Raw genomic sequence first — 22,028 nt, 5'->3', positions numbered from 1 at the left:
CGCTGTGACTCGCGCCGACGCGGGCTCGGTTTCGTGGCCGCCCTCGCTGCCGCGAGCGCGCTCGCGGCCGGTCCGGAAGCGGCCCGCGCGGCGACCGCGCCGGCCAACGATCCCTCGGGTCTGGGCGCGCGCATCGTGGGGGCGCTGGCCAAAGTGCAGTCGTTCCGGCTCGAGATGAGCGGTCCGACCGGCAGCGGGGTGGCCGGAACGATGACCGTCGAGGTGCCGACGAAGCGGATGCGGCTGATCATGGCCGGCGGGACGGTCGTCAGCGAGTCGATCTCGGCCGACGGCAAGGTCTACACGCGCATGAACGGCGGCGCGTGGAGCGTCCACGATCTCGCTCCCGACGCCTCGTCCGACCCGGGCATGGTGCAGAGCATGCTCGACGCCACGCACATCCGCGCGCTGCCCGACCGGACCGAGGACGGCAAGGTCCTGGGCGTCTACCAGATCACGCTCGCACCGCCGGTCGGCACGACGCCGCAATCGATCCAGGCGGCGATGACCTGCACCTACGACAAGGCGACGTACTTGCCGCGTACCTGCGCCAACGGCTTCATCAGCGAGGCCTTCACCGGCTGGAACGATCCGGCCAACACGATCGTCGTCCCGGCCGTCAGCTCGCCGCCCCCGCCGCGCTCGCACTGACGGCTTCTCCCGCCGGTGCGGCCGCCGCCGGCGGCAGGTGCAGCCCGCACTCGGTCTTGCCGAAGCCGGCCCAGCGCCCCGAGCGGGGATCGGCGGGGTCGAGCGGCCGCTGCGTGCACGGCACGCAGCCGATGCTCGGGTAGCCGTCGGCGTGCAGCGCGTTGACCGGCACGTCGTGCGCGTTGACGTACGCCCACACCTCGGCGTCGCTCCAATCGTGCAGCGGGCTGATCTTTCGCACACCGTCCTCGTCGGCGACCGGCACGACGTCGGCGCGCTGCACGGTCTGCGCGCGCCGAATCCCGGTCAGCCACGCCGCGTAGCCCGCGACGAAGGCACGGTTCGGTTCGACTTTGCGCAGGGCGCAGCAGCGGTCGGGATCGCGCTCCCACAGCGCTTGGCCGTGCAGGGCGGCCTGCGCACCGAGCGAGAGCCGCGGCCGCACCGCCTGCGGCACGATGCCGTAGCGCCGCGACGCACGTTCGACCAGCTCGTAGGTCTCGGGGAACAAGAGGCCGGTGTCGAGATAGTAGACCGGCACGCTGCGGTCGAGCCGCGCGACGAGGTCGAGCAGCACCATCCCGGCCGGCCCACCGAACGAGCACGCGAGCGCGACGCGCCCCGGGTGGGCGGCCAGCGTCCGCGCCACCAGCGCGCGCGCGCGTGCGGCCGGCGTCATGCCGGAACCGGCGCCGTCACCGCGCGCGCCGCCCAGTCGCCGAACGTCTCGCCGTCGCGGCGCTCGCCGCGGAACGCGACGAACAGCGGCGCGAGCGACGCGGCGATCTCGGCGGCGCGCACGCCGTCGCGCCACGGTTGCGCCAGCCGCGTCGAAGCCGCCGTGCCGCCCAGATAGATCTGGTACCGATCGAGGCTCTGCCCGACGATCCCGATCTCGGCCAGGTACGGGCGCGCGCACCCGTTGGGGCAGCCGGTCATGCGAATCGCGATCGCCTCCCGCGGCAGCCCGGCCCGCGCGAGCGCGTCCTCGATCGCGCTCAACACGTCGGGCATCACGCGCTCCGATTCCGCCAGCGCCAGGCCGCAGGTCGGCAGCGCGGGGCACGCCAGCGCACGCCGGCGCACGGGCGAAACGGCCGCGGGATCGCCCACGCCGTGCGCGCGCAGCACGTCCTCGACGGCGGCACGCCGATCGGCCGTCACGTCGACGAGCAGCAGCTGCTGGCCCGGCGTCGCGACGAGGTCGACGCCGCGCTCGGCCAGCGCGCGCAGCGCGCGCTTGAGCTGCGCCGCGCCGGTGTCCGCGACGCGGCCGCTGGCGACGTGCAGGCCGTAGAACCAGCGCCCGTCGCCTTGCGCGTGCCAGCCGAAGCGCGCGACGTCGTTCCACGCCGGCAGCGGCAGCCACGGCCCGAGCGCGAAGCCCGCCACCCGCTCGACTTCGGCGCGGAACCACGCCGCGCCGCGTTCGGCCAGCAGATACTTCAGGCGCGCGTGGCGCCGGTCGGTGCGGTCGCCGAAGTCGCGCTGCACCGCGACGATCGCGCACACCGCGTCGAGCAGCCGCTCGGGCGACACCGACGCCAGCTCGTCGGCCAGGCGCGGAAAGGTCGTCGTCTTGCCGTGCGTGCGCCCGAGGCCGCCGCCCGCGGTCAGATCGTAGGCGATCGTCGCGCCGTCGGCGTCGAGCACCGGGACGATGCCCAGGTCGTTGGTGTAGAGGTCGACGCTGTTGTCGCCCGGCACCGTCACCGCGATCTTGAACTTGCGCGGCAGATAGGCGGCGCCGTAGAGCGGGTCGTCCTCGTCTCCCTCGGCGTGGACGCGCTCGCCGTCCTGCCAAATCTCCAGATACCCGCCGGTGCGCGGCAACGTCGCCCGCGCGATCGATGCGGCGATCTCGCGCACGTGCGCATACGCCGGGTGCGCGTACGGCCACGGCGGCGCGACGATGTTGCGCACCACGTCGCCGCAGGTCGCCAGCGTCGTACCCAGGTTCGCGATCACCTCGCCGATCGTCGCGCGCAGGTCGTGCTTGGGGACGCCGTAGAGCTGCAGTCCTTGGCGCGTCGTCACCCGAATCGTGCCGTCGCCGTGCCGGTCGGCGAGGTCGTCGACCGCGCACCACAAGCGCGCCGGCACGCGGCCCCCGCTCGCGCGCACGCGCACCATGAAGCCGTAGGCGCGCTCCGCCTCGCCCGCGCGCGCCGCCTTGCGCCGATCGCGGTTCTCTTGCTGGTAGCTACCGTGAAACTTCAGCAGCGCGGCGGATTCTTCGTCGAAACGTGCCGTCGGCCGCGCCAACTCCTCGGCGATATCGCCGCGCAGGCCGCGGCTCTGCGCCTTGGCACGTTCGACGTCGAGCTTGCTCATCGTACTCCCCGGAAAAACGAAGAGCCCCCGCCGGATGGCGGGGGCTCAAAACGTCGCTGCGATGCCGTTATCGCCTCATGACGTTGCCGACCGCCGGGTCCGAAGGCCCGTGGAACACTGCATCATCGAGAGACAACAGGTGAAGGACATGTGCACGGACCTTATCACAGGCCCGCGGGAGCGTCAAGGGCGCAGCGCGCTCGGCACGCGTGCCCACATGGCGCGCAAGAATCCCAGATCCGAGGTGCTCTGCCATCCGTGCGGCGCGAGCGGCCGGCCATAACGAAACTCCGCCTGCGGACCGGGGGTCAGGTGGGCTAACGCGTGCTGCATGCGGTAGCAAGCGAGGTTCAGGTAGTAGTCGTCGGCGTCGCCGACGTCCACGTGCAGTTTGCCGACCAGCGATCGGCCGATGCGCGCCCAATTGCGCACGAGGTAGTCGGTCAAGTCGTAACCGTGCGCGCGCGACCACAGCACGGCGCCGCGATCGATACGGCCGGTGTGCTTGTCCCACAGCTCGCGCGGATACCCGTCGGCACCGATCGGTCCCCACGCGGCGTCCCAGGCGTTGAACTGCTCCGTCGAGCGCCCGTGTGAGCCGCGCACGTACTCGAGCCGGCTCTCACCACGCATCGTCTCGACCTGGAGGCCGTCGGCGCGCCGCTGCGCGCCGATCTCGGCGAGATTCCACGCGGCATACGGCTCGTAGAACGCGTTGGCGTCCGTGTAGAGATCGCCGAGCTGGAAGCGGTGAAAATCGACCGGATCGGGATACAGCCCCCACGCGCCGTTGAAGTCGTTCGGGTGGTAGATCTGCAGCGCCAGCGCTTCCCAGCCGCCCGTCGAACCGCCGATCAGGAAACGCGCGTCGCCGGCGGCGATCAAATGGAAGCGCTTTTCCAGATACGGGATCAGCTCGGTCATGATCGCGGTGCCGTACGGTCCGTCGTTGACCGAGTCGACGGCGTAGGAGTCGTCGTAATACGGCGTCGGGTGCAGGAACGTCACCGCGACCATCGGAGGCGCGTCACCGCGCATCCAGGCCCGCGTGAACGCGTAGCGGCTGGCGCGCCCGCCGAAGCGCGCCAGCCGGTTTTGCTCCGCGGCGGTCGGCGGTTTGGCGCTCGGATCGAAGCCGAACGGCGCGCGCAGCGTGAAGTGCGTCTGCTGGTAGACGGCCGGATAGCGGCGCTGCGGGTGCAGCGCGTAGCCTTTCGGCAACAGCACCGTCGCGCCCAGATACTGCGGTACGCCCCAGAAGTGCGAGAGCAGCGCGCTGCGGATGCGCACGTGGACGACCCACGGCGTGTCGGCCGGAACGCGCACCGGCGGCAGCACGCGGGTCAGCGCCAGCACGATCGGCGGCGCGCCGGGCCCGATCCGCACGCGCGTCACCGCGCTGACGAGATTGCCCGGGCTCAGGCCGAATTCTTGGCCTTCCCAGTGATCCTGATGGGCCCAGATCACGTGGCCGTCGGCACGCGGATAGCGCGTATAGACGCTGAAAATCGCTTGCGCGTAATAGGTGCCCGGCGGCATGTCGCGCAGCGCCGGGACCGGGTAGCCGGCCGTGTCCGCACCGATCGCGACGCGCTGGCCCGCTCGCCACGCGCCCACGTCCCGGGCGAAGAACGGGACGCTGTCGGCGAGATCGCCGGCCACCGTGCGCGGTTCCGGCGACGCGGTACGGGAGAACGCGACGTAGACGCGCCCGGTCAGCGGTCCGCGCGCGCCGGCCGGCAACGTCACCACGACACGCGGTCCGGCCGGCTCCGCACCGCCGGTCGCGCCGAGCGCCGCCGGCGGCGGCCCCATGGAGAGGAGCAGCAACGCCGCCGCCAGGCTGTGGAAAAGCCGCATCCGGGCGTCGTTGCGCGCAAAATTTGCCGTTGTCCTCCGCATTTTTTGCAGGGCGAACGCCCGGTGCGGAGTATCAGGGCGCAAACGGCTCTCCGAGCTGCAACTCTCCTCATCGAAACGAGAAGAAACATTGACGAAATCCGAACTCGTGCGCGAGCTCGCCGAAGAACATGAGCTCCCGCGCAAGCAAGTCGGCGAGCTGGTCGAAGCGCTCTTCGATCGCATCACGACCGTGCTCAAATCGGGCGACAAGGTCGCGCTGACCCCGTTCGGCGTGTTCCGCATCCGCGACCGGGCCGCGCGCATCGCGCGCAACCCGCAAACGGGCGAGCCGGTGCACGTGCCCGCGAAGCGCGTGCTGAAGTTCACCGCGGGTCGCGAGCTCAAGGAAGCGGTCGGGAGCGCGCGCGGCGGTCGCAAGGCTCCGGCGAAGAAGGCGGCCGCGAAGAAGGCTCCCGCCAAGAAGGCCGCGGCGAAGAAGGCGCCGGCGCGCAAGGCCGCCCCCGCCAAGAAGGCGCCGGCGCGCAAGGTCGCCGCGAAGAAGCGCGGCCGCTGATCCCCGGCGCTTCGGCGCCCGAGTAGCCCGACCGCTCGCCCCACGGACGCACGGTCGGGCTCGCTCCTCTCCGGCGACGACTTCGTCGCCGCCGTGGGTATGATCGGCGTGCTGTGACGCAGTTCGAAACGCGCGCGATCGAAAACGTGGCGACCGCGCCGGCGACCGGCAACGACCGGCGTTTCGCGATCGTCACCGCGCTCGCGTTCCTGATCCTCCTGGCCTGCAGCGTCCCGCTGGCCTCGCTGCGGCTCGCCACGGTGCCGGGCTTCTTGCCGTCGGTCGTCGGCGCCGGCATCGTCGCACTCGTGCTCACGACGCTGCTGCTGTACGTGCAGTACCGATCGGCGCGCGACCTCAAGCTGGCGCTTTCGGCGTTGGCCTACGCCGTCGCCACCGGCTGGCAGATCGTCTACCTGCTGACCTTTCCCGACGCGTTCGTGCCGGGAATCGCGCTGGGCGCGGCACCGCAGACCGCGTCCTGGTGCTACGTGGCCGGCAACGTCTGCTTCGCGCTGCTGATGATCGCCGAGGGATTGGCCGCGCGGCGACGCTGGCAGCTTTCGCGCCGGAACGTGCGCGCGCTGGGCCTGGCGATCGTGGCGCTCTTCGTGGCGGCCGCCGTCGGGATGATACGCGGCGGAGCGGCGCTGCCGCACCTGACGGCCGGCGACACCTACCAGCCGCTCTGGACGCTGGCCGTCGCGCCGGCGATCGCGGTACTGACGATCGTCGCGCTGGCGGTGGTAGCCGATCGGCTGCGCACGGTCACCGAAGTCTGGCTCGCCGTCGTGCTGCTCTCGCGCACCGTCTCGATCATCAGCGCAGGCGAGCTGGGCGGCGCGCGCTTCTCCGTCGGCTGGTACGCCGCGCGCTTCGAGGAGCTGCTGGGGACGTTGATCGTGTTGGCGGTGTTCCTGGTGAAGCTCAACGAGCTGGTGCTGCGCTTGGCCGCGCGTGGCCGCACCACCGCCGAAGCGCTCGCCGCGGGCCAAGCGCGCTACACCTCGCTGGCCAACGTCGTCCCGCAGCTGATCTGGACCGCCAACGCGCAGGGTGAGGTCGAGTACGTCAACGACCGCTGGGTCGCGTACACGGGGCTGCCGCTCGAGAACGCGCGCGGCGGCGGTTGGCGCGCGGCGATCGATCCGCCGCAGGAGCCCGCGATTCGCGAGCAGTGGTCGCGCAGCGTGCGCAGCGGTGAACCGTTCGCCGCCGAGGTGCGGTTGCGCGAGCTGGGCGGTCGCGCGCGTTGGTTCCTCGCCAACGCGGTCCCGGTGCGCAATCCCGACGGCGCGATCGTCGCCTGGATCTGCACCTCCACCGACGTCGACGCGCAGAAGCGGCTCGAAGAGCGCGAGGCGTTCCTCTCGCGCGCCGGCGAACGGCTGGGCGCCTCGCTCGACGTGGTCGCGACCGTCGGCGCGGTCAAGACGCTGCTCGTCCCGCGATTGGCCGATCGCACCTGGGTCGCGCTGCGCAACCAGGAGGGGCGCTACGCGTTGGCGGGCCTGGGCAGCGTCGACCTCGCCGACGAGATGGGCGCGCGCCGTTGGCTGGGCACGCCGGTCCAGCCGGCGCTCGGCGCGACGCTCGAACGCATCGTCGCCGGCATCGATCCGGTCGTGCTCACGGCGCCGCGCTTCGAGGATCCGTGGCTGCATCCGACCGGCGCGAGCGCCGCGATGATCGTTCCGCTGATCGGCTCCGAAGGTCCGCTGGGCGTGCTGGCGCTGGCGCGCACCGAAGGCGGCTTCGACGCCGACGACGTCGGGGTCGTACGCGAGTTCGCGCGCCGCGCCGCGCTCTCGCTCGAGCACGCGCGCCTGTACGAACGCGAACGCACCACCGCCGACGCGCTGCAGCGCGCGATGCTGCCCGCGCAGCTGCCGATCCTGCGCGACGTGCGCTTCTCGGCGTCGTACTCGGCGGCGTCCGAGTCGCAGCGCGTCGGCGGCGACTTCTACGACGCGTTCACCATCCCCGACGGGCGCGTCGCGGTGACGATCGGCGACGTGACCGGGCACGGGCTCGAAGCCGCCGTCATCATGGGCGAGATCCGTCAAGCGCTGCGCGCCGCCGCCTTCGAGTCGGCCGAACCCGCGGCGATCCTCGACCGCGCGAGCCAGCTGCTCGTCGCCAGCGGCCGCAACGTCTTCGTCACCGCGATCTTCGGTCTGCTCGACCCGGCGACGGGCGACTTCGCGTACGCCAGCGCCGGACATCCGGCGCCGCTGCTCGTCGACGAGACCGGCGTTCGACGCCTCTCGACGGCCGGCTTGCCGCTCGGGCTGCGCGACGACGAGGGCGTCGACTTCGCGTTGCGGCTGAGCGCGCCCAGCACGCTGGTGATGTTCACCGACGGCCTGATGGAGTTCGCGCGCGACCTCGAGGAAGGCGAACGCCGCATCGAGCTGGCGATCCGCGAGCTGGTGCCCGAGAACCTCGATCACTTGGCCGGCGCGCTGATGAAAGAAGTGCTCGGCGACGACGAGCCGAGCGACGACATCGCGATCCTGACCGTGGCGCTCGACCGGCTGGCCGCACCGGTCGCCGGCGACGAACGGGCGTGGTCGTTCACCAGCGGGGACGGACGCACCGGCACGATGGTGCGCCGCGAGGTCGGCGCGCTCGTCGCGGAGTGGACCGGACGTCCGGAGACGCGCTTCTCCAGCGAGCTCGCGTTCGGAGAGCTGATCGCGAACGCCGTGCGTCACGCGCCCGGACCGGTGCGCGTGATCGTCGGGCGCGACGAGCGGCGCGTGCAGCTGACCGTCGAGGACCGCGGCACCGGCTTCGCCCCGCCGAGCGCTCCGACCGCACCGGACTCCGAGAGCGGCCGCGGCCTCGCGCTGGTGCGCGCCATTGCCGACGGGCTGGCGATCCAATCGACGCCGCTGGGCGGCACACGGGTGACGGTAACCTTCGAGGCGACAGGGTCCGGCGCGCTGCGGTCGTAGCGGACGCGAAGCATGCTTCGAGTCGCGGTCGTGCTCGCCTCGGCGATTTTCCTCGCGTTCATCGTCGTACCGCTCGGCTCGCTGTACGCGCACCTGAGCCCGGATCGCTTCGTCGCGTTGGTCACCTCACCGCCGGCGCTCGCCGCGCTGCGCCTCTCGTTCCTCACGACGCTGGCCTCGCTGGCGCTCACGCTGCTGCTCGGCACGCCGCTGGCGTACGTGTTGGCGCGCGGACGCTTTCCGGGGCGCACGCTGGCCGACGCCGCGGTCGACCTGCCGATCGTGGTGCCGCCCGCCGTCGCGGGCTTGGCGCTGCTGTTCGTGTTCGGCACCCACGGCTGGGCCGCGCCGGCGCTCGACGCGCTGCACGTGCGGCTGGCGTTCACCACCGCGGCGGTCGTGCTGGCGCAGCTGTTCGTCGGCGCGCCGTTCTACATTCGCGCCGCGCGCACGGGCTTCGGGTCGGTCGAGCGCGTCTACGAGGACGCGGCGGCGACCCTGGGCAGCGGGCCGCTGCGCACCTTCGCGCTGGTGACGGTGCCGCTGGCGCTGCCCGCGCTGGCCGGCGGCGCGGTGTTGGCCTGGGCGCGCGCGCTCGGCGAGTTCGGCGCGACGATCATGTTCGCCGGCAACCTGCCCGGCGTCACGCAGACGATGCCGATCGCCGTCTATCTCGGCCTCTCGAGCGGCGACCTCGATTTGTCCGGCGCGCTGGCGGTCGTGCTGGTCACCGTCGCGCTGATCATCGTCGTCGCCGCGCGCGTGTTCGAGAAGCGCGCGGTATGATCGAGCTCGCGATCCGCAAACGGCTGCGCAGCTTCGAGCTGCAGGCCACCGTCGCGTTCGACCGCGGCGTCACCGTGCTGACCGGTCCGAGCGGGGTCGGCAAGACGACGCTCTTGCGCACGATCGCGGGCCTGGTCCGGCCCGACGCCGGCCGCGTCACGCTGGACGGCCGCGTACTCGACGACGGCCGCGCGCACGTACCCGCGCATCGCCGCGACGTGGCGTACGTCTTTCAGGAGTACGCCCTCTTTCCGCACTTGACCGTGCTCGACAACGTCGCGTTCGGCTTGGCCGCGCGCGGCGTGGGCGGCGGCCAACGGTACGCGATCGCGCGCACGTGGCTCGAACGGCTGGGGATCGCGGCGCTGGCCGCGGCGCGGCCGCGCGCGCTCTCGGGCGGCGAACGCCAACGCGTCGCCCTCGCTCGCGCGCTGGCCTGGACGCCGCGCGCCCTGCTGCTCGACGAGCCGTTCGCCGCGCTCGACCCGACGACGCGCGCGCGCGTCCGCGGCGAGGTCCGGGAGACCCTGAGCACGCTCGACGTGCCGGTCGTGCTGGTCACCCACGACGCCCACGACACCGCCGCCTTCGCCGGCGCCCCGACGGTCCACATCGATCGCGGGCGGGTGAGCTCGTGAACGAGAACGGCGTCGCCTACCGTGTTGCGGTGCAGACGACGCCGTCACTCGTGAGGGCGGGCAGAAGAGTGTTGCAGCGGGCCCCTCGGCGCGAAGAATACCCTGCGCCCACGCCCTTCAAACATCATCCGGAGGCTGATCGTTCGAATGAAACTTTGCACTTTTCGCGCCGGCGGCCCGGACCGGGTGGGCGCGTGGACCGAGCGAGGCATCGTCGACCTGCTCGCGGCGGATCCCGACCTGCCCGACAGCGTCGCGGGCGTGCTGGCCGGCGGCCCCGCGGTGCTCGCCCGAGCGGCGCGCGCCGCCGATGCCGCCGGGCCCGCCTATCGCTCGCGGCGCGACGAGATCGAATTGCGGCCGCCGGTCCCCAATCCGGCCAAGATCATCTGCATCGGCTTGAACTACCGCGATCATGCCGCCGAGGTGAAGCTCGAGCTGCCCAGCTTCGTCGCGGTGTTCGCGAAGTGGCCGAACACGCTGATCGCCGACGGCGACCCGATCGTCATCCCGGCGGCCTCGCACCGCGTCGACTACGAGGCCGAGCTGGCGTTCGTCGTCGGGACGCGCGCGCGGCACGTCGCCGAAGCCGACGCGCTGGCGGTGATCGGCGGCTACACCTGCTTCAACGACGTCAGCGTGCGCGACTACCAGGCGCGCACCTCGCAGTGGACGATGGGCAAGGTCTGGGACACGCACGGCCCGTGCGGCCCGTACGTCGTCACCGCCGACGAGATCCCCGATCCCAACGCGCTGCGCATCGCGTGCTCGATCGACGGCGAGGTGCTGCAGGACTCCTCGACGGCGCAGATGGTCTTCTCCGTGCCGCGGCTGGTGGCCGAGCTGTCGGCGGTGATGACGCTCGAGCCGGGCGACATCGTCGCGACCGGGACGCCGGCCGGCGTCGGCATGTCGCGCAACCCGCGCCGCTGGATCAAGCCCGGTGAGCGCGTGCGGGTCGAGATCGAGCGGATCGGCGCGCTCGAGAACCCGGCCGTCGCCGAGCCTTCCGCTTGACCGTCACCCGAGCGGCATGCTACGGTCGTTCGGCATGATCGCAGCGCGATTCGGTCTTCCGGTAGCGAAAATTCTCGTCGGGTACGTCCCGTCGGCCGGATCGTCGTTCGCGTAGCAGCCAGCACCAAGCACCCGCTAGATGAACGAACGCCCCGGCCCAAACGGCCGGGGCGTTCGCGTCTGACCGCCCCAGGAGCACCCGCCCGTGATCACCCGCACCGCCACGACCGTGTGGCTCGACGGCCACCTGCTCAACGACGAACAGCTCCGCCTGCACGCGCTCACCCACGCGCTTCACTACGGCTCCTCGGTCTTCGAGGGGATTCGCGTCTACCCGACGCCGCGCGGACCGGCGATCTTTCGGCTGCGCGAGCACGTCGACCGGCTCGTCGCCGGTGCCGCCGCCTACGGGATGGAGCTGGGCTATGACGCCGACCAGCTCGGGGCGGCGATCGTCGAGACGGTCAAGGCCAGCGGGCGCGACGCGGCCTACGTCCGCCCGCTGGCGTTCTTCGGGGGCGAGACCGTGCGCCTGAACCCCGGCCGCGAGTGCCCGGTGCACGTCATGATCGCCGTGCTGCCGTTCGAAGGACTGTTCGCGGGCGTCACCGAGACGCCGCGCCTGCGCGCGACCATCTCGCCCCACATGAAGACGCCCTCGCGCGCGCTGCCCTCGACGGTGAAGGCCGGCGGGCACTACACGAACTCGATTCGCGCACTGGCCGAGGCGCACCACCGCGGCTACGACGAGACGATCTTGCGCAACGACCGCGGCGACGTCGCCGAGGGCTCGGGCGAGAACATCTTCGTCATTCGCGACGGCGTGCTGATCACCAACGACGCCGACGCCGACATCTTGCCGGGCATCACCCGGGCGAGCGTGCTGGCGCTGGCGCGCGAAGCCGGGATCACCTCGCGGGTGCGGCCGCTGACGATGGACGATCTGCGTGACGCCGACGAGGCGTTCTTCACCGGCACCGCCGCCGAGGTGGTCTCGATCTCGGCGGTCGACGAGCGGCTGTGGGCCGACGAAGGTCCGATCACCGCGCGGCTGCGCGAGATCTACACCGACGTCGTGCGGGGCCGGCGCGAAGCGCCCGGGCCTTGGCTGACGCAGGTCTCCTAGACGACTGAGGGGTACGGACGCCGACATGCTCGGCGCCCGTCCTCTTCTCGCGTGCGCGCTCGTCTGCGCGCTCTTGCCGGCGTTGCCGCGGCCCGGCGGCGCCGACGCCCCGGTTCCGCTCGACTACACCGCCTACGACGGCTGGAACGCGATTCGCACGCCGGTCGTCGACGACGACGGCCGGCTGTTGGCATACGCGCTCACGCCGGAGGACGGCGACCCGACGCTGGTGGTGCGCGATCTGGCGAGCGCCAGCGAACGGCGCGCGCCGCGCGGGACGGCGCCGGCCTTCGCCGCGCGTGGCCGGTTCGTCGTCTACACGCACACCGCGCTCGCGCGCGACGTCGACGCCGCCAAGAAAGCGCACAAGCCGCCGGCGCAGCAGCCGAAGAACGGCGTGGGCATCCTCGATCTGAGCGCGACCGGCGATCCCGAGGTCGTCAACGACGTCAAGACGATCCTGGTCGCGCGCGACGAGGGTCCGGTCATCGCCTACCGCGCCGAGGTGCCCCCCTCGCCCAGCCCATCGCCGGCGAGCGCCCCGAGCGCGGCGCCCGCGAGCGGCTCGCCGGCGCCGACGCCGTCGCCCCTCCCCGCGCCGAAGGCCGACAAGACGAAAGACACCGGCGCCGCGCTGACGATCCGCGACCTGGTCGCCGGGACGCGCGTCGTCGTGCCGAACGCGACCGACGTCGCGCTCTCGGACGACGACCGGTTCGTCGCCTACGCGACGCAGACCAAGGACGGGAAAGGCGACGGCGTGCACGTCTACGACGCCGTGCACGGCACGACGTCCGACGTCCTGACCGGCGACGGCCGCTACCGCAACCTCGCGCTCGCGCGCGACGGCAGCGCGCTCGCGTTCCTCAGCGACGTCGCGAGCTACGCGCAAGCGGTCCCCCACGACGCGCTCTACGTCGTCGACCTGCGCGCCCCCAAGCTGGTCGCGGTGAGGGCGGTCGACGTCGCGACGCCGGGCCTGCCCACCGACACGACCCCCAACACGAATGGGACGGTCGCGTTCTCGCGGGACGGCGCCCGCGTCTTCTTCGGCACCGCGCCGGCGCCGACGCCGCTCCCCTCGGGCACGCCCGAGCCGATGAAGGTCGACCAGTGGAGCTGGAACGACGACGTCCTGCAGTCGCAGCAGAAGCACGACGCGGACGACGAGCGCAAGCGCACCTATCTGGCGGTCTACGACCTCACGAGCCGGCGCTTCGCGCAGCTCGCCTCGCCGACGCTGCGCGAGGTCGAGCGCAACGAGAATCCGACCACGGCGCTGGGCGTCGACGACCGCGCGTACCGGCGCGCATCGTCGTGGCTGGGCGAGGACTATCGCGACCTGTACGCGGTTTCGCTCGCCGACGGGACGCGGCGCCTGTTGGCGCGCGACGCGCCGGGCAGCGCGCTCTCGCCCGCCGGCCGCTACGCGCTGACGTGGGACGAGCACGCCCGGCACTGGGTCGCGATCCGCACCGCCGACGGGCATCGCGTCGTGCTGGGCGCGCGCTCGCCGGTCACGTTCTGGTTTCGCGAGGACGACCATCCGCTGCCGCCGCAGCCGTACGGCTGGGGCGGCTGGCTCGCCGACGATCGCGCCGTGCTGCTCTACGACCGCGAGGACGTCTGGCTCGCCGATCCCGACAGCGGCGCGGTCCGCTCGCTCACCAGCGGCGCCGGCGCGCGCGCGCACACGGTCTTCAGCCCCGTGCAACCCGATCCGGACGCGACCGCGTACGATCCGGCCAAGCCGATCCTGCTCTCGCTGCTCGACGAGCGCAGCTTCGCCAGCGGCTACGCGCGGGTGGCGGCGGACGGCGGCACACCGGCGACGCTGCTAAAGGTCGACGCCAACGTCAACGGCTTCCGGCTGCCGTTCACGGCGCCGCTGCACGATCTCGCGCGGCCGCCGCTGACGGCGCGGCACGCCGATCGCTACCTCTTCACGCGCGCGACGTTCCGCGAGCCGGCCAACTGGTGGGCGACCGACGCGGCCTTCACGCAGCCGGTGCGCGTGACCGACGCGAACCCGCAACAAGCACGCTATCGTTGGGGCACCGAGCGCCTCATCAATTTCACCGCGCGCGACGGGACGCCGCTGCGCGCGGTCATGCTCGTGCCCGACGGGCTCCAGCCGACGCACGCGGCGCCGATGCTGGTCTACTTCTACGAGAAGTGGGCCGCCATGTTCCACAGCTATTATTCGCCGGCTCCGGGGACGAGCCCGAACTTCACCCGCTACGTCTCGCGCGGCTACGTCGTGCTCTTGCCGGACATCCACTACCGGGTCGGGCATCCGGGCGAGAGCGCCGTCGACTCGCTGCTGCCGGCGGTCGACGCGGCCGTGCGCACCGGCTACGTGAACCCGGCGCGCATCGGCATCGCCGGGCATTCGTGGGCGGCCTATCAGATCAACTACCTGCTCACCAAGACGCACGAGTTCCGGGCGGCGGAAGCCGGCGCGGCCGTCGACGACATGTTCAGCGCCTACGGCGGAATCCGGCTCGAGAGCGGCATCGTGCGCGAGTCGCAGTACGAGCACACGCAGTCGCGCATCGGCGCGACGCCGTGGGACCGCCCCGATCTCTACCTGGAGAACTCCGGACTGTTCGGCATCCGCAACGTCACCACGCCCTATCTGACGATCCACAACGACCAGGACGGGGCGGTGCCGCAGTTCCAAGGCATCGAGTACGTCACCGCGATGCGCCGCCTGGGCAAGATCGCGTACCTGTTCTCGTTCGACGGCGAGGAGCACAACTTGCGCGGGCGCGAGCAGCAGAAATGGTGGACCGTTCATCTGGACGAGTGGTTCGACTACTGGCTGCAAGGCGCGCCGCGGCCGGCGTGGTTCGACGGCGTCGACTACCTGCACCGCGGCGAGCGCGACGTGCACCCGCTCTACGGCGAGCCGGACTGACGATGCGGACGCGCGCGCTGCTCGCAGCGATGCTGCTGGCGGCGCTCGCCGGCTGCGTCGGGCGCGCCGCGCAGCCGTTGCCGCCCGACGAGCTGCGGCTGGCGATCTCGACCGAGCCCCACTCGCTCGATCCGATCCTGGCGGAGTCGATCCAGGACAACGAGATCGATCGTCTGGTGTTCGACCCGCTGATCGCGTGCGATGCGCAAGGACGGCCGGTCCCGGCGCTCGCGGTCGCGGTGCCGACGCGCCAGAACGGCGGCATCTCGGCCGACGGCACGCGCATCACCTACCGCTTGCGGCACGGCGTGCGCTGGAGCGACGGCCGGCCGTTCACGGCCGCCGACGTGCTGGCGTCGTTCCGCGCGGTGATGGACCCGCGCAACCCGGTGCAGACGCGGCACGGCTACGATCAGGTCGTCCGCGTCGAGACGCCCGACCCCTACACGGTCGTGTTCCGCCTGCGCCGGCCGTTCGCACCGTTCGTCGGCACGGTCTTCGCGGAGAGCGACGCGCCGTACTACCTCGCGCCGGCCGCGCTGCTGCACGGTCCGCTCACACGCTCGACGTTGGGCAGCGCGCCGGTCGGCACCGGACCGTACCGGCTGGTGCGCTGGGTGCGCGGCGACCGGCTCGAGCTGGCCGCGAACCCGCGCTATTGGGGCGGTGCGCCGTCGATCCCGCGCATCAGCGTGCACTTCATCCCCGACGAGAACAGCCAGCTGGTCGGCCTGCGCACCGGCGAGCTCGACGCCGTCATCGGCATCTCGGCCAACGCGGCCGCCGGCGCGACCGACATCCCGCACGTGCACGTCGCGACCGCACCGCTCAACGCGTACTACGGGATCATGATGAACACCGCCCGCGCCCCGACGAACGACCTGCGGGTGCGGCGCGGGATCGCCGAAGCGATGGACGCCGCCGCCTTTCGCGCCAACGTCACGCACGGGCTCTATGCGCCGGCGATCGCCGACCTGCCGGTCGCGCTGTGGGCCGCGGATCGGCAGCTGCCGCCGATTCGCCACGATCCCGCCGACGCGCGCCGGCTGTTTGCGGCTGCAGGCTACGGGCCGTCGCACCCACTCGCGCTCGACCTTGCGATCATCGGCAACTACCACACCCACCAGGTCGAGGCGGTCGCGCTGCAGAGCGAGCTGCACGCGCTGGGCGTCGAGGTGCACATCCATCCGTACGTCGGCAACCAGTACGACGCGCCGCCGGAGAGCGGCGGCATTCTCAGCCGCGGCCGCTACGACATCGCGATCTACGGCTGGTACGCGGGCATGGATCCCGACGACAGCGGCCAGTTCATGTGCGACCAGCGGCCGCCCAACGGTTACGATCACTCGTTCTACTGCAGCGCCGCGATGGACGCCGCGCAGCGCGACGCGCTGCGCTCGTACGACGAGCCGGCGCGGCGCGCGGCGTACGCGCGCGTCGAAGCGCTGCTGCTGCGCGACGTGCCGATCGCGTTCTTGGCCTCGCCCGTCGCGATCTCGGCCATCCGCGACGATCTGACCGGCTTCTCGCCCACCTTGGTGACCCAAGACGCCGGTGCGCAACGCTGGCAACTGCGTAGGTAGTCGGTAAAACCACGTGCCGGCGGCGGGCCGTCGGCCACGGGCTCGCGAATCCCGGTGCATGTTCCGGCGCGTTAGTATCGCCCTGGTCGCTGCATTGCTGGGGACCGTCTCGTTGGCCTCCATGCGAACGACCGCCCTCTCGGCCGCCCCGTCCCCGGCGCCCTCGCCGGCCGCGGCCGCGCCGAACCCGAGCGCGTCGCCCGCGCCGGCAGCCGTTCCGGCGACCGAGCCGACGGCGGGCCCGCAGCGGCCGATCCTGCCGATCACGACCGTCAGCGCCGCGGTTCACCCGCTGGTCATCCCGCCGCCGACGCCGACGTACGAGGCGTTCGTCAAGGACGCGACCACCCAGCACGGCGTCATCGACATCGTTCGCAAGGACGACGAGCTGTACTTCGATCTGCGCCCGGAGAACTTCGACCACACCTACATCCTGATGCCCTCGATCGAGCGCGGCGTCGGCAGCGGTGCGTTCGCCGGCCGCGTCTACGATCCGATCCAGGTCACCTTCAAGCGCGTCGGCAAGCGCGTCTTGTGGATCACGCCGAACAGTCACTACGTCGCCGACAAAGGCACGGCCGCCGCGAACTCGCTGGCGATCAGCGTCGCCGACTCGGTGATCCTCTCGACGCCGATCGTCGCCGAAGACCCGAAGAAAGAGCACACCGTCATCGCCCCCTCGGTCTTCATGACCGACTTCGAGGGGATCGGTGCCGACCTCGGCAAGGCGACGACGCCGCCGTCGCTGCCGGGCTTGCTGGTCATCATGGTCCGGCCGAGCTACGCCGTCGACGCGACCAAGTCGTACTACGGCGCCACCAAGGCGTTTCCGCGCAACGACGAGATCACCGTCAACTTGGCGTTCAACGGTCCGCCCAACGCGCTGCCCACCGTCCCCGACGGCCGCGGCATTCCGATCGTCATGCACTACAGCCTGGTCGCCGAACCGGAGCGCGATCCGCGTTTCGTGCCGCGCAACGCCGACGACCGGGTCGGGTACTTCATCACCGCGCGGAAACGCTTCGGTGACGACGGCACGGCGACGCCGTTCGAACGCTTCATCGAGCGCTGGAACCTCGACGACGGCCCGATCACGTTCTACCTGACCAACGAGATCCCGCCGGAGTACCGCGACACGGTGCGGCGCGGCATCCTGGCTTGGAACGCCGCCTTCGCGAAGATCGGTCATCCCAACGCGATCGTCGTCAAGGATCCGCCCAGCGACCCCAACTGGGATCCCGACGACGCGCGCTACACGACGGTCCGCTGGATCACCTCGGACGTGCCGGACTTCAGCGCGTACAGCCCGCACGTGAGCGATCCCGACACCGGCCAGATCATCCGCGCCGAAGTCGTCATCGACGGCGAAGCGCTGCGCACGATCAAGTCGGGGTACGTCGACCGCGTGCTGCCCGCGCTGCGCGCCCGCCGCGATCCCTACGCGGTGGCGCTGCAGAACGAAGAGACGCTCAGCCGCGCGCTGCTGACGACGCCCCCACCGCCGGTCGACGCGCTCCCGAGCGCATCGCAAGACGACGACTCCGTCGACGAGACCTGCGAGTTCGAAGAGTCGTCGGCGTCACAGGCGGCGCTGGGCACGATGCTGCTCGAGCGCAACCCGAAGGCGACCGCGTCCGACCGCGACCGCTACGCGCAAGAGTGGCTCTACAGCACGGTCATGCACGAGGTCGGCCACACGCTCGGCCTGCGCCACAACTTCGAGGGCTCCGAGGCGTTCTCGTATGACGAGCTGCACGATCCGGCGTTCACCCGCGTGCACGGCACCACCGGCTCGGTGATGGACTACACGCCGGCCAACCTCGCCGCGCCCGGCGAACGGCAAGCCGACTACTTCCCGACCCAGCTCGGGCCGTACGACTACTTCGCGATCGAGTACGGCTACCGCAGCTTCCCCAACGTCCACACCTCGGCTGACGAGGCGATCCCGCTCTCGCGCATCGCCGCGCGCTCGACCGAGCCGGGCTTGGCCTACGGCACCGACGAGGACGCGACCGTCTTTTCGGTCGACCCGCACATCCAGCTGTTCGACCTCTCGAACGACGCGCTGCGCTACGCCGACGAGCAGTTCCGCATCGACGCCGACGTCGCCGGCAAGCTGCTGCGGACCTACCCGGGCGACTCGCGCTCGTATCAAGACCTGCGCGCGCAGCTGGTGACGGTGCTCAACGACGAGCTCGACTCGGCCGCGATCGCCTCCAAGTACATCGGCGGGATCGCGACCTCGCGCGCGCACCGTTTGCAGCCCGGCGCGCCGCTCCCGCTCACGCCGATCTCGCGCGCCGAGGAACGCCGCGCCTTCGCGCTGCTCGACCGCTGGGTCTTCTCCTCGCACGCGTTCAACTTCTCGCCCGAGCTGCTCGACGCGGTCGTCCCCTCGCGCTACGGGCTGCACTGGGACTCCGGCGGCGTGCGCCGGGCGGACTTCCCGATCCGCGAGATCGTCGCCGAGATCCAAGACGACATGATCGAGCAGATCTTCTCGCCGGTCACCATGGCGCGCATCGCCGACCAGGAGGTGAAGCAGTCGCACCCCGGGGAGACGATGACGCTCTCCGACTTGTTCGCCTGGACCAACGCGGCGATCTACGACGACGTCGGGCAAGCGTCGATCGCGCCCGCGCACCGCGAGCTGCAACGCCGCTTCGCCGATCTGGAGCTGGCGATCGTCTCGCTGCCCTCGTCGTTCGCCGACCAGTTGAACCTGCCGCGCGAGACGCAGTCGATCGCGCGCGCCAACCTGGTCAAGCTGGCCGCGAAGCTGGCCGCCGGTGAGCGCACGACGAGCGATCCGAGCACGCGCGCACACCTCGCCGACCTGCTGGTGCGCGTGCGCGGCGTCCTCCACGCGACGAACGTTCGCCAAGTCTGAACCCGGTGCGGGTCCGCTTTCTCGAGACGGCGGACGCGGGCGCGTTGCGGTCGCGTCACGCCGGGCTCACCGCCGCGCTCGCCGACCGGCTCGCCGCCGCGGCGGAAGCGCGCCTGCTGGCCGTCGACGACGCGCTCGCGCCCGCGGCGCGTGCCGCGCTCGAGGCCACAGGTGCCGTCATAGCCGACGAGGGCACGACCGTGCTGGTCGCCGCGACGCGCACGCAGCTGTCGACCGCACGCGCGGCCGCGCCGCCCGCGATCGACGCGCTGCTCTCGGCGTTCGACCGGGCCGCCGGGACACCGGCGGAATGGCGGCTGCGCGGGCGCACGCTCGCGCTACGCGACGAAGCGCGCGTGATGGGCATCGTCAACGTGACGCCGGACTCGTTCTACGAGCGGGTCGACGGCGTCGCGGACGCGGTGGCGAGCGCGCGGCGCATCGTCGCCGCGGGCGGCGCGCTGGTCGACGTCGGCGGCCAGTCGTACGCGCATTGGAACCGCCGCGTCTCCGCTGACGAAGAACGCGCCCGCGTCGTGCCGGCAGTCGAGGCGATCGTCGCCGACGGGCTCGACGTCGCGATCTCGATCGACACCTTCAAGGCCCGCGTCGCGGACGCGGCGCTGGCCGCCGGCGCGCACCTGATCAACGATTGCAGCGGCCTGAGCGATCCGGACCTTCCCGGCGTCGTCGCCACGCACGGCGCGGGCCTGGTGGTGATGCACCTGCGCGGCGAGCTGAACGTGCGCGAGCCCGAACGCTACGTCTATCGCGACGCACTGGCCGAGATCGTCGCGTTTCTCCACGAGCGCACCGAACGTGCGGTGGCGGCGGGCGTCGCGCGCGAGGCGATCGCGATCGATCCGGGCCTCGAGTTCGGCAAGGAACCCGCGACCGATCTGGAGATCCTCGAGCGCTTCGGCGAGCTGCGCGCGCTCGGCTATCCGATTCTGTTCGCCAGCTCACGCAAGAGCTTCATCGGACGCATCTTCGGTCGGCCGGCCAAGGAGCTGCTGGTGCCGTCGCTGGCGACCGCGGCGCTCGGCATCGCGGCCGGCGCGCGCGTCCTGCGCGTCCACGACGTCGCCGAGACGGCGCAGCTGGCGCGCATGATGGCGGCTGTCGCGCCCAACCGTCGAGCGAGCCTGGCGATCGCCGACGCGATGCCCGGCACCCCGGCGGCGGGCAACCCGGCCACGCCGCCGGCGGTCTCACCCTAGGCATGCACACGGTCTACGTCGGCCTCGGTTCGAACCTGGGCGACCGCCAAGGGACGATCCTGGCGGCGCTGCAGCGGCTGCGCCGCGAAGCGCGGGTCGAGGTCGTCTCGTCGTTCTACGAGACGCCGCCGGCCGGCGGCGTCGCGGGGCCCGCTTTTCTCAACGTCGCGGCGCGGGTGACGACGGCGCTCGACCCGGTGGCGTTCGAACGCTTCGTGCGCGGCGTCGAGACGGCGATCGGTCGCCAAACGCACGCGCCGCTCGACGCGCGCCCGATCGACGTCGACATCCTGCTCGTCGACGACCGGGTCGTCGACTACGGCCGCTTCGAGGTTCCCCACCCGTATCTGGCCGAGCGTGCCTTCAGCCTCGTGCCGCTGGCCGAGATCGCGCCCGAGCTGGTCGAGCCGCGCAGCGGCAAGACGATCGCGCAGCTGGCCGCCGCCGTGCCGCAGGACGGTATCGCGCGCAAGTCGCGCGCCATCCACTTCGTCGCCAACCGGCAAGAAGAGGCGCCCGACGTGCGGCTCTCGCTCAACCGGGTCGGCGTCTCGTCGGTCAAGCACCAGATCCGCTTGCAGATCGGCGGCCGCGAGCGGCTGTTCCTGGGCGAGTTCACCATGGTCGCCGACCTCGCGCCCGACAAGGCCGGCGTCCACATGTCGCGCTTCTCGGAGCTGCTCGAAGCCGCGACGCTCGACGTGCTGGCGCGCGACGAACAGCCGGCCCGGATCGAAGACCTGGTCGAACGCATCGCCGGCGAGATCGTGCGCACGCAGGGCGCGTTGCGCGCCGACGTGCGGCTGCGCGCCGAGTTCGGCCTCGAGCGCTGGACGCCGGTGAGCGGCAAGCGCACCGAGGAGACCTACACGCTGGTCGGGATCGCGCATGCCGACGCGCACGGCACGCGGCGCGTCGTCGGCGTCGAGGCCGAAGGGATGACGGCCTGCCCCTGCGCGCAGCTGATGGTGCGCGAGCACAGCCTGCGCGAGCTGCTCGACGCGGGCTTCAGCGAAGCCGACGCCTCGCGCGCGCTCGATGCGCTCCCGGTCGCGACCCACAACCAGCGCGGCCGCGGCGGCGTCTACCTGGGCGCCGCGTCGCCCTACGCCGACGAGATTCGCGCCGAGGACCTGGTCGAGATCGTCGAGTCGTCGATGTCCAGCGAGACCTACGATCTGCTCAAGCGGCCCGACGAGTTCTTCGTCGTCAACAAGGCGCACCACAACCCGAAGTTCGTGGAGGACGTCGTGCGCGGCATCCTGGCCCGCGTGCTCGACGTGTACGCGGACTTCCCCGACGACGCGTACGTGTCGGCCAGTCAGATCAACTACGAGTCGATCCACAAGCACGACGCGTTCGCCGAAGCGTTCGGGCTGTTCGGCGAGTTCCGTCGCGAGCTGCGCGACGGCACGCACGTCGACCGCAAGACCGACCTCGCCGCCTGGCTGGGCACCGGCCCCTCACCCGTCGTCTCGCTCTAGGCG

General features: G+C 71.7%; 15 protein-coding genes. 12 read left to right on the top strand and 3 right to left on the bottom strand.

The features are described 5' to 3' along the window. Positions 1-33: 33 nt before the first annotated feature. The gene (locus VMD91_16985; GenBank protein HTW85768.1) at positions 34-651 is read left to right on the top strand and encodes a hypothetical protein; all 618 of its coding nucleotides are present in this window, start codon (positions 34-36) and stop codon (positions 649-651) included. On the opposite strand, the gene VMD91_16980 is transcribed toward VMD91_16985, so the two are convergent. The 3 genes from VMD91_16980 to VMD91_16970 all read right to left on the bottom strand — a co-directional run bounded on the left by VMD91_16980 (position 620) and on the right by VMD91_16970 (position 4,845). Then, entirely contained in the window at positions 620-1,330 is a 711-nt protein-coding gene (locus tag VMD91_16980) for a phosphoadenylyl-sulfate reductase (GenBank protein ID HTW85767.1), read from the bottom strand. The two genes, VMD91_16985 and VMD91_16980, sit on opposite strands and share 32 nt — an antisense overlap. Further along, on the bottom strand, positions 1,327-2,985 hold the full coding sequence (locus VMD91_16975) for an NADPH-dependent assimilatory sulfite reductase hemoprotein subunit (GenBank protein HTW85766.1): 1,659 nt from the start codon (positions 2,983-2,985) through the stop codon (positions 1,327-1,329). The genes VMD91_16980 and VMD91_16975 overlap by 4 nt, the downstream gene beginning before the upstream one ends. A 183-nt stretch (positions 2,986-3,168) precedes the next feature. Then, positions 3,169-4,845, bottom strand: coding sequence for an alpha/beta hydrolase-fold protein (locus VMD91_16970; protein HTW85765.1), 1,677 nt, complete (start codon positions 4,843-4,845; stop codon positions 3,169-3,171). Here VMD91_16970 and VMD91_16965 point away from each other — a divergent pair. From VMD91_16965 to mptA, 11 genes are all read left to right on the top strand, one after another. Then, a complete protein-coding gene (locus VMD91_16965; GenBank protein ID HTW85764.1) occupies positions 4,799-5,401 on the top strand; it encodes an HU family DNA-binding protein in 603 nt (200 codons plus the stop codon). The genes VMD91_16970 and VMD91_16965 overlap by 47 nt on opposite strands. A 113-nt stretch (positions 5,402-5,514) precedes the next feature. Beyond that, positions 5,515-8,361, top strand: coding sequence for a SpoIIE family protein phosphatase (locus VMD91_16960; GenBank protein HTW85763.1), 2,847 nt, complete (start codon positions 5,515-5,517; stop codon positions 8,359-8,361). Positions 8,362-8,373: 12 nt separating this feature from the next. Beyond that, positions 8,374-9,147, top strand: coding sequence for an ABC transporter permease (locus VMD91_16955; GenBank protein ID HTW85762.1), 774 nt, complete (start codon positions 8,374-8,376; stop codon positions 9,145-9,147). Then, positions 9,144-9,785, top strand: a complete 642-nt coding sequence (locus tag VMD91_16950; protein HTW85761.1) for an ATP-binding cassette domain-containing protein — start codon at positions 9,144-9,146, stop codon at positions 9,783-9,785. Before VMD91_16955 ends, VMD91_16950 begins: the two co-directional genes overlap by 4 nt. Positions 9,786-9,932: 147 nt before the next feature. Beyond that, a complete protein-coding gene (locus tag VMD91_16945) occupies positions 9,933-10,802 on the top strand; it encodes a fumarylacetoacetate hydrolase family protein (protein ID HTW85760.1) in 870 nt (289 codons plus the stop codon). Positions 10,803-11,007: 205 nt separating this feature from the next. After that, positions 11,008-11,928 carry a branched-chain amino acid transaminase gene (locus VMD91_16940; GenBank protein HTW85759.1) on the top strand — a complete coding sequence of 307 codons (921 nt, stop codon included), beginning with the start codon at positions 11,008-11,010 and terminating at the stop codon, positions 11,926-11,928. A 25-nt stretch (positions 11,929-11,953) separates the two neighbouring features. Beyond that, positions 11,954-14,848, top strand: a complete 2,895-nt coding sequence (locus VMD91_16935; GenBank protein ID HTW85758.1) for a prolyl oligopeptidase family serine peptidase — start codon at positions 11,954-11,956, stop codon at positions 14,846-14,848. 2 nt (positions 14,849-14,850) lie between these two features. Then, positions 14,851-16,431 carry an ABC transporter substrate-binding protein gene (locus VMD91_16930; protein ID HTW85757.1) on the top strand — a complete coding sequence of 527 codons (1,581 nt, stop codon included), beginning with the start codon at positions 14,851-14,853 and terminating at the stop codon, positions 16,429-16,431. Between the two features lie 121 nt (positions 16,432-16,552). Further along, positions 16,553-19,321, top strand: coding sequence for a zinc-dependent metalloprotease (locus VMD91_16925; GenBank protein HTW85756.1), 2,769 nt, complete (start codon positions 16,553-16,555; stop codon positions 19,319-19,321). A 5-nt stretch (positions 19,322-19,326) separates the two neighbouring features. After that, on the top strand, positions 19,327-20,541 hold the full coding sequence (folP, locus tag VMD91_16920) for a dihydropteroate synthase (protein ID HTW85755.1): 1,215 nt from the start codon (positions 19,327-19,329) through the stop codon (positions 20,539-20,541). 2 nt (positions 20,542-20,543) lie between these two features. Next, positions 20,544-22,025, top strand: a complete 1,482-nt coding sequence (gene mptA / locus VMD91_16915; protein HTW85754.1) for a GTP cyclohydrolase MptA — start codon at positions 20,544-20,546, stop codon at positions 22,023-22,025. Positions 22,026-22,028: the final 3 nt, after the last annotated feature.

Origin of the sequence: Candidatus Sulfotelmatobacter sp. (assembly GCA_035504415.1) — a bacterium.
Taxonomy (GTDB): domain Bacteria; phylum Vulcanimicrobiota; class Vulcanimicrobiia; order Vulcanimicrobiales; family Vulcanimicrobiaceae; genus Vulcanimicrobium.
Note: the sequence above shows the minus strand (reverse complement) of the source record. Positions and strands in the feature narration are given on the sequence as shown.